This is a genomic window from Henriciella aquimarina (assembly GCF_002088975.1).
In the GTDB taxonomy this organism is placed as follows: domain Bacteria; phylum Pseudomonadota; class Alphaproteobacteria; order Caulobacterales; family Hyphomonadaceae; genus Henriciella; species Henriciella aquimarina.
The window spans coordinates 1-5,950 of sequence record NZ_NCST01000102.1 but is presented as its reverse complement, the minus strand read 5'-3'; the positions used below and the strand labels follow the sequence as shown (position 1 = coordinate 5,950).

The window sequence follows — 5,950 nt, the reverse complement described above, 5'->3', positions numbered from 1 at the left end:
GCTCAGCAACTGTATTGGATGTCATGTTTTCTGAGTTTTGCGTTGAGGATTGTGAGGAGTTTTCTGGCGATAGCGATGAGGGCGAGCTTTGGAGGTTTTCCAGCGGTTCGCATGGCGCAGTAGGTCTGCTTGAGCCTTGGGTGATGGCGCGAGGCTGAGAGGGCGGCGAGGTAGAGTGCTTCGCGCACCCTTGCGCGCCCGCCCCAGACCCGGCGTTTTCCCCTGAAGCTTCCGCTTTCATGGGCATGGGGAGCAAGGCCTGCAAGGGCTGCGATGGGTCTTCGGGCCAGGTGTCCGAGCTCTGGCAGGAAGGCGAGCAGGGCTGCGGTTGTGACCGGTCCGACGCCCGGTTCGCTGGCGATGAGGCGGGCCCGGCCAGCCAGGGTGTCATCGGCCTCGATATGGACCGCGATCTCCTTGTCCATGGTGACGATCTGTCGGGTCAGGCCTGCGATCCTGGCTTTCAGCCGCCGCACCAGCGGGCCGCAGCGATAGCGTTCGAGCTGGTTGAGACAGGCTTTTCGGGCTTCAACAAGATCATGCCGGTAGGCGTGAAGCTCGCGCAGGACCTGCACGCCGGGTGCGGGTGGGACGTGCACCGGCAGGCTGATCTGGCCGGCCATGGCCGACAGGAGCCGGGCATCGACACGGTCTGTCTTGGCCAGCACGCCAGAGGCGCGGGCAAACTCGCGCGCCTGGCGCGGGTTGACCCGGTACATCCGCACGCCAGCCTGGCTCATCGCCCGTTCGAGCGCTTCGCCATAAGGGCCTGTGGCCTCGAAGACGATGGATGGGGGAGCCAGCAGACAGAGGGTATCGAGCCCTGCCGCATCATTGGACAGCCGGTGAAAGCAGCCGTCACGCGGATCGAAGACATCGAGATGCGTCTTGGAAATATCGACGCCGAGAGCAGGGTGTGACATGAAGAAAATCCTGTCCTTGTCATACGGGGTCGGCTGTCACCGCCCCTGGCAACTGTTCAGGCGACACAACTGTCGTACCCGGCAGGCGAGCCCCTGGCTGAGCCACGATCCGTCAAATCAAGGATGAGAACGGGGTCTCGCCTGCCACCCCTCTATCGCACACTTCAAACAGACAAGGATGAGGTCATGCCCTGTTGGACGGTCCCCCATAGGCCTCACCCTGCGCTTGCCGAAGGGCGAGGCCCATCAGTGTTGGGGCAAGAAAAAGCCCGCCGCGGCATGGGCCGGGCGGGCTTTCTGGTCTGGTTCGGTCGGCGCTATGGTTTACGCGCTTTCCTTGATCCATTCCGCGATGCGCTGCTTCGACATCGCGCCGAGATGGGTCGCGGTGACCTTGCCGTCCTTGAACATCATCAGGGTCGGCAGGCCGCGCACGCCGAATTTCGAGGCCGAAACCGGGTTCTCGTCGACATTGATCTTGGCGATCTTCACCTTGCCGGCCATCTCCTCGGCGACGGCTTCCAGGTGCGGCGACATCTGCTTGCAGGGCCCGCACCATTCGGCCCAGAAGTCGACGACGACCGGGGTGCCCCCGGCAATCGCGGTGTCGAAATCATCATCGGTAATATGTTCGGCGGCCATGTCTGCCTCCTTTATCCTCTTGTTACGCCCTATAGATAGGAAGTCTCAGGATTCTTCAAATCCCGCCAGCTAAACGGTTGCGTGAGTTCTGCAAAAGGGCGGGGGTGAGCTCATGCAGCTTCGGCCCGTCGGTGTAGAGCAAAGCGGGGCGGACCGTGCGTCCGGGCCAGGCGGCTTCGAGGACGAGCTGGTAGGCCGCCATCTGCATCAGGTAGGACGCATCCACGTCTTCCGCGCGCGCCGGAGCGGGGCGGTCGGTCTTGTGGTCGATCAGCAGGATGTCGGTCTCGCGGATGACGAGGCGGTCGACCCGGCCATTGATGATGACGGGGCCGTCGGGGGTGTCGAGGCGGCCGACAATCGCGGCTTCCGAGCGCCCGCCGGGGGCGAAGAGCGGCGCGAAATGCTCGGTCTCCAGCGTGGCGAGCGTGACGGTGAGGATCTCGTCACGGTCGCTGGCGGAAAGCTCGGCCTGGCGGGCGAGATAGCTCTTTGCGGCGGCCTTGCGCTGCTTCTCCGGCAGTTCGGGCAGGTATTGCAGCAGGGCGTGGATGAGCTTGCCGCGAAGCAGCGCGGCGGTGCGTGCGGCCCCGAAGGGCTTGGAGACGGGCGCGGCATCGGTGAGCAGCCGGCTCGGCGCGGTGACGCGGGGTGCGGTGTCGCGGGCGGGGGCATCGGTTTTCGTCCAGGCCGGCGCGTCGGCGAGATGCGAGCCGGTATCGGCGGCCTTGCCGAGCGGGGCGGCGACCTCGCCCCAGACCAGCGGCTCGTCTGCCGCCTCCGCGCCGGTCAGCTCCAGCATCGCGGTGCGGCAGAGCGCGTACCAGGACTCCTTGTCATAGCCGGGCCCGGTCTTCCGTCCGGCAAAGGCCCCGCCAATGATGAGGCGGTCCTGCGCGCGGGTCAGCGCGACATAGAGCAGGCGGCGGGACTCGCGGGCCTGCGCAGTCTTGCGAGCCTGGCGCAGCGTGGTGATCGCCGGCGGGTCGTCGGCCCGTTTCGCGCTGTAGACGGGCACGCGGTCGTCGACCATGAAGAGGCCGTTGCGGTCGGCCGGTTCGCCGCCGGTCGTATCCGGCAGGATGACGATGGGTGCCTGTAGCCCCTTCGCGCCGTGCACCGTCATGACGCGGATTTCGCCGGCGGCTTCGGCGAGGTCGCGCTTCAGTTCGGAGGTGTCGCCCTCGATCTCGGCGAGGAAAGTCTGTAGCCCGGCGGCCTCGCCCATATCGTGGCCGAGCGCGCGGTCGAGCAGGGCGTTGACCGGGTCGCGGGCGGGCTCGCCGAGGCGCTGGATCAGCTTGTCCCAGCCCGACAGCCCGTCGGCCTGGCGCATGACGAGGGCTTCCATCAGCAGGTCGAAGGCCGGCTTGTGGCGGCCCTCGAGCAGGCGCCCGCAAAAGGCACGCGCGGCCTGGAAGCGGGGGTCTGCGGCCATCTTCAGCCGGTCCCAGAGGCGCTCGCCCTTCTTGCGGTCATGGGCGAGGGCGAAGAGGTCGCGGTCGTCGTCGGTGAGGCCGCAAAACGGCCCGCGCAGGATTTCCGCAAGTGTCAGGTCATCACCGGGGAAGAGCGCAAAGTGGATCAGGTTCAGGCAGTCCTGCACGCCGATATGGTCGAGCAGTTTCAGCCGGTCGGCGCCCGCGACCGGCAGGCGCTCGGCCTTCATCGCCTTGATCAGCGCTTCGAACAGGGCGCCGCGCTTGCGCACCAGGATGAGGAAGTCTTCCGGCCGGGCCGGGCGCCGGGCCCATTTGCGGCCCTCGCCTTCCTCCCATACCGGCGCGCCGCTCTCGATCATTGACTTGATCTCGGCGGCGACTTTCCGGGCAAGCCGGTTGACGGGCGACCCTTCCGAGACATGGTCGAGCGGGGCGTCCCACGGATCGCCTTCCTCTTCGTCCCTGTGCGGCTCGATGGGCCAGAGGTCGATGCGGCCATGCTGGTTGGACCGGCTCGCCCTGTGTTCGAGCAGGTCGGCTTCCTCCGGCACGACTTCCGAGAACGGATCGCCGCCGAAACTGTCCTGGTTGAAGACGGTGTCGACAAAGCCCAGCACTTCCGGGGTGGAACGGAAGGACATGGTCATGTCCGGCATGTTCGCCTGGCCCGACAGCGTCTCCTCGGCTTCGGCGAAGCTGCGCTTCTCGCGCAGGAACTGCTCAGGGTCTGCGCCCTGGAAGGAGTAGATGGACTGTTTCTTGTCGCCGACGGTGAACTGCGTGCGCGGATCGGTGCTGCGCTCGGCGCCTTCGCCGGCCCGAAATTCGTTGACCAGCGCATTGATGATCGCCCACTGGTCGGGGCTGGTATCCTGCGCCTCGTCGAGCAGGATATGGGTAAGCCCGCCATCGAGCTTGTAGAGCACCCACTGGCCGACGCCGGGCGAGAGCAGCAGCGCGCGGGTGCGCTGGATCAGGTCGTCGAAATCGAGGGCGGCGCGCCGCGCCTTGCCCTGGGCATAGCCTTCCAGAACGGGAAGGCCGATCTCGAGCAGGGCGGTGGTCTGTTCATAGGCGCGCCGGGCGATGAGGGCACCCAGAATGGCGCGGATGCGCGCGGTTTCCGTGCCCTCGCCATCCTTCATCTGGAAGAGGTCGGCGAGGCCCGGCACGTCTTTCGCCGCGCCCGCCGTATACGGATTGGAGGCGCGCCAGCCGCCATCGGCCTTGAGGAAGATGCCGGAATAGGCCGCCCACGCTTCTTCCAGTGTTTCGGCCAGCAGGCAGGCCGATAGGGCTTCCATCAGCGTCTCGTCGCTCTTGCCGCGCTTGGGCAGGTCGTTCAGGCCACGGACGATATTGGTCAGGTCCTCGCGCGGCAGCCATGAGCCGACCGCCCGGTCGAGGATTTCTTCAACCGTCTCGTCAGGCGCGTCGAGCACGGCCTTCACGTCGCCGCGAAGGGTCTCCGCGTCGATGCCGGTGAGCCGCGTGCGCTGGCCGCGCAGGCTGGCGATGACCGCGCCTGCGCCAAGCCCGCCGCCGGCTTCGGAGACCTTGCCAAGGGCCTCCGGGGCATGTTCGGCGGCGGCCAGCACCTCGTCCTTCAGGCTGTCGCCCCAGAGAAGGTCGGCCTCCCGGTCCTCAATCTCGCCAAAGCCCGGTGACACGTCGGCTTCCAGCGGGAAGCGGCGCAGGATGCGTGAGCAGAAGGCGTGGATTGTCTCGATGCGCAACCCGCCCGGCGTTTCCAGTGCGCGGGCGAAGAGGGCGCGGGCGGCCTGCAGGTCGTCGGCGCTGTAGCTTTCGGGGCTGCGGGCTTCCAGTTTCGCGAGGGCCTCCCGCAGCGGGGCGTCGCCCATCACCGACCAGCTGCCGAGGCGTTCGAACAGGCGGCGCAGCATCTCGTTGGCGGCCGCCTTGGTGTAGGTGATGCAGAGGATCGTGTCCGGATCGGCGCCGCGCCGGCCATCCTCGCGGCGCAGCAGCAGGCGCGCGACGCGGTCGATCAGCACTTTCGTCTTGCCGGAGCCGGCATGGGCCTCGACCCAGGCGGAGCGGTCCGGCCGGGCGGCATCGGCCTGGGCCTGCTGGGCGAGATCGTAGGCAGACAGACTACTCATCCTCGTCCTCCGCGGCCCACTCGTCGCGCCGGGCGAGCCGGGCATAGTCCGAACCGTATTTCGCCCATTTCGGGCGCGGCATGCTGACATAGGGGTGGTTCGCCTTCGCGAAGCGGGCGATCAGGTTCAGGAAGCCTTCTCGGGTTTCCTCGATAATCTCCTCGAGCGGCTTTGCCTCGATGTCTCGGCCCGCCGCATCGCCGATATTGCGCACGGCAAATTGCGAGCCGAAGCGCACATAGGTGAGCGCGCTCACCGCTTCGCCGGAGACGGCATGTCCGGCCTCGCTTTTGAAGCCTTCATTCATGGCGATAACCGCCTGCAGCGGCATTTGCGGGTTGAGGCCGACCCGGACTTCCTTCTCGCCGGGCGGAGCGCCGGACTTGAAGTCGAGGATGGCGAGCGTGCCATCCTGGTGCTTCTCGACGCGGTCGGCGGTGGCCGTCAGGGTGAAACTGTCCTCGCGCAGGCCGGGCACGGGGAAACTGGTGCGGCCCTTGATCTCCGTATGCGGCGCACCGGCGATGAGGTGCAGGCGCTCGGCGCGCCAGGCGAGATATTCCTCGGCCACCCGGCGGCGCGCGGCCATGGCGCCGAGGATCACCTCTTCGGCCTCGCCGGCTTCGCGCAGTTCGCGCTCCAGCATGGCGACGAGATTGTCGGCGGTTTTTGCCTCGCTCTCGGCTTCGAACTTCTCGAGCGCGGCGTGGATGGCGGTGCCGCGCGGACGGGCATCGATGGCCATGTCGAGCGGGTCGAGTTTCGTCAGCCCAAGGACGTATTGTGCATAGATGGCATAGGGATCGCGCTGCAGCGTCTC

Annotated in this window: 4 protein-coding genes; all 4 read right to left on the bottom strand. The window is 66.9% G+C overall.

Features of this window, described 5'->3' with window-relative positions; all coding sequences use genetic code 11:
• Positions 1 to 2: 2 nt before the first annotated feature.
• On the bottom strand, positions 3 to 923 hold the full coding sequence (locus B8784_RS15540) for a transposase (protein WP_084396516.1): 921 nt from the start codon (positions 921 to 923) through the stop codon (positions 3 to 5).
• Between the two features lie 324 nt (positions 924 to 1,247).
• The gene (trxA, locus tag B8784_RS15535) at positions 1,248 to 1,565 is read right to left on the bottom strand and encodes a thioredoxin (protein ID WP_084398828.1); all 318 of its coding nucleotides are present in this window, start codon (positions 1,563 to 1,565) and stop codon (positions 1,248 to 1,250) included.
• Positions 1,566 to 1,620: 55 nt separating this feature from the next.
• Positions 1,621 to 5,130, bottom strand: coding sequence for a double-strand break repair helicase AddA (addA, locus tag B8784_RS15530; protein ID WP_158085705.1), 3,510 nt, complete (start codon positions 5,128 to 5,130; stop codon positions 1,621 to 1,623).
• Positions 5,123 to 5,950, bottom strand: an 828-nt coding sequence (locus B8784_RS15525; RefSeq protein ID WP_199288589.1) for a PD-(D/E)XK nuclease family protein, incomplete at its 5' end; no start/stop codon positions are given. The genes B8784_RS15525 and addA, both read right to left, overlap by 8 nt.

Coding starts and splice junctions, on each gene's coding strand:
- B8784_RS15540 (WP_084396516.1), bottom strand. CDS start 923: ATGTCACACCCTGCTCTCGGCGTCGATATTTCCAAGACGCATCTCGAT.
- addA (WP_158085705.1), bottom strand. CDS start 5,130: ATGAGTAGTCTGTCTGCCTACGATCTCGCCCAGCAGGCCCAGGCCGAT.
- trxA (WP_084398828.1), bottom strand. CDS start 1,565: ATGGCCGCCGAACATATTACCGATGATGATTTCGACACCGCGATTGCC.